Origin of the sequence: Candidatus Paracaedibacter symbiosus (assembly GCF_000757605.1) — a bacterium.
GTDB classification, from domain to species: domain Bacteria; phylum Pseudomonadota; class Alphaproteobacteria; order Paracaedibacterales; family Paracaedibacteraceae; genus Paracaedibacter_A; species Paracaedibacter_A symbiosus.
Genome location: NZ_JQAK01000012.1, coordinates 5,817 through 7,539 on the forward strand (window position 1 = coordinate 5,817; position 1,723 = coordinate 7,539).

Genomic DNA, 1,723 nt, shown 5'->3' on the forward strand with positions numbered 1-1,723 from the left:
AGTTGTAGTAGAACCAGAAAACCAACTCCAGGCTAATTATTAAAATTTACATTTGACTTTAAGGCAATTAAAGTGTATCTCTTGTTGCTTAGGTAATTAAATAGTTATGATTTATCCTAAAAGAATCAGCAACCGCACTTAATTGCAGGATACCTGAGAATCAAGATTTAATTACTAATCATTTAATTATTAATAAAATAAGTTAGCGTATGGAGAACTTGAGTTGAGAATACCTTTTTTTATGTCTTTGTCTTTTATTCTTTTTTCACTCAATACTTGTGTTTACGGATCAATTGACTTAACGGAATATATCCCAAAACCTAAAATACGCCACGTAGCAAGACATACTTCTCAAGCAAAATTACAGAAGAGTTACAAAAAGATGCGCAAGAATATGCACCTTGATGAATTAGAGGATCGCGCTGAAAAGTTTAAAGAGCGTATTTATGACCCTGTTAATATGGATAATATTGGAGATCAGACAGAGTACATCTCTACTTTAAGAGATTTAAAAAAAGGTTAGATAAAGTCCATCCTATTTTAGTACCTTACTTTGAAGATCACATAGACGAAATAGATAATAGGCTGGACCTAGCAAGACTTGACGTGCAAATTTTTAATAGAAGAGGGGTGCGAGGAAGTTTTAATCACCCGCTCATCCCACAAAATGTCCAAACTTCTTTGAGTAGCATTGTAGGAAAGATTTTTCATATTACTCAAGAAGAAGGAGAGCCAGAAGATGTCATGGATATTGGTAGCGGTATGATGGCCAAGCTCACAAATGGGAAGCCTTCCAATATTAAAAATGGTGATATGCTAAATGGTGTTATGTCATGCGCCCATGTTTTGGAATCAGGAGGTGATGAACATTTAATCGGTGTTTATTTTGTCGCTCATGATCATCTTAATCCTATAACAGGATTACCAGAAGACCAAATAAATCCTGTTAATTCAGCTCAAGACTTAATGCAATATTTAAGAACAAATCCAAATTCATATGAAATTGATCTTTACAGTATTAAAAGAAGGACAAATCTTATTTCTATAATTGAAGGAAATAATGTAAATGCCACCAATCCTCAATATTGGAGCAATGAAGATATTATTTTTGGAACATTCAAAACAGTGGCGCATCTTTATAGCCACAATACGAGAATTAAGTTTAATACCATTACAGCTGATACGCCATTTAAAATAACAAAAAGAAGGAAGCCTTATTTTGCAGCAGGCTACCCAGGATGCTCACACTATAATAAAAGGAAATTTAAAGGAGATGCCAATTATTCTCTTATAAAGGAAATAGGCTTATCTCCACTTCATATAACCTCTGCTTTGCCTAAGTATCACAAAGGAGTTTTAAAAAGGCCACTTCTAAAGGATGGAAGAATCCTACATGAGGCTCCTGCTGCAAAAGGAATGAGTGGCGGCCCGCTTTTTAGAGTTAAGAATACAAAAGTAAAAATATTTGGCTGTATAACTTCGGGAGAAGATGGAGAAGAAGAAGGTTGTTACTAATTAAATTATTTTTTATCATAAATTTCGTATAACTTCGTATAATGTATGCTATACGAAGTTATTACGTTAAGGATCAAGTATTATTCTTAAGGGTTTGAGGGTTAAAGGCTGTTTTATATTTCAGCACCCCGAAGCATATGTGAAAAAGCTTTCTTATATTTGGTCTCCAAGTCTACTCCCTTATCTCAAAGTTGGAGTAGAACCAGAA

2 protein-coding genes are annotated in these 1,723 nt (G+C 34.0%); both read left to right on the forward strand.

Annotation, left to right across the window (positions count from 1 at the left end; translation table 11 throughout):
• The first annotated feature begins 223 nt into the window (after nt 1–223).
• The gene (locus IG80_RS0111455) at nt 224–523 is read left to right on the forward strand and encodes a hypothetical protein (protein ID WP_156962214.1); all 300 of its coding nucleotides are present in this window, start codon (nt 224–226) and stop codon (nt 521–523) included.
• A gap of 83 nt (nt 524–606) precedes the next feature.
• Entirely contained in the window at nt 607–1,515 is a 909-nt protein-coding gene (locus IG80_RS0111460) for a hypothetical protein (protein WP_032114165.1), read from the forward strand.
• Nucleotides 1,516–1,723: the final 208 nt, after the last annotated feature.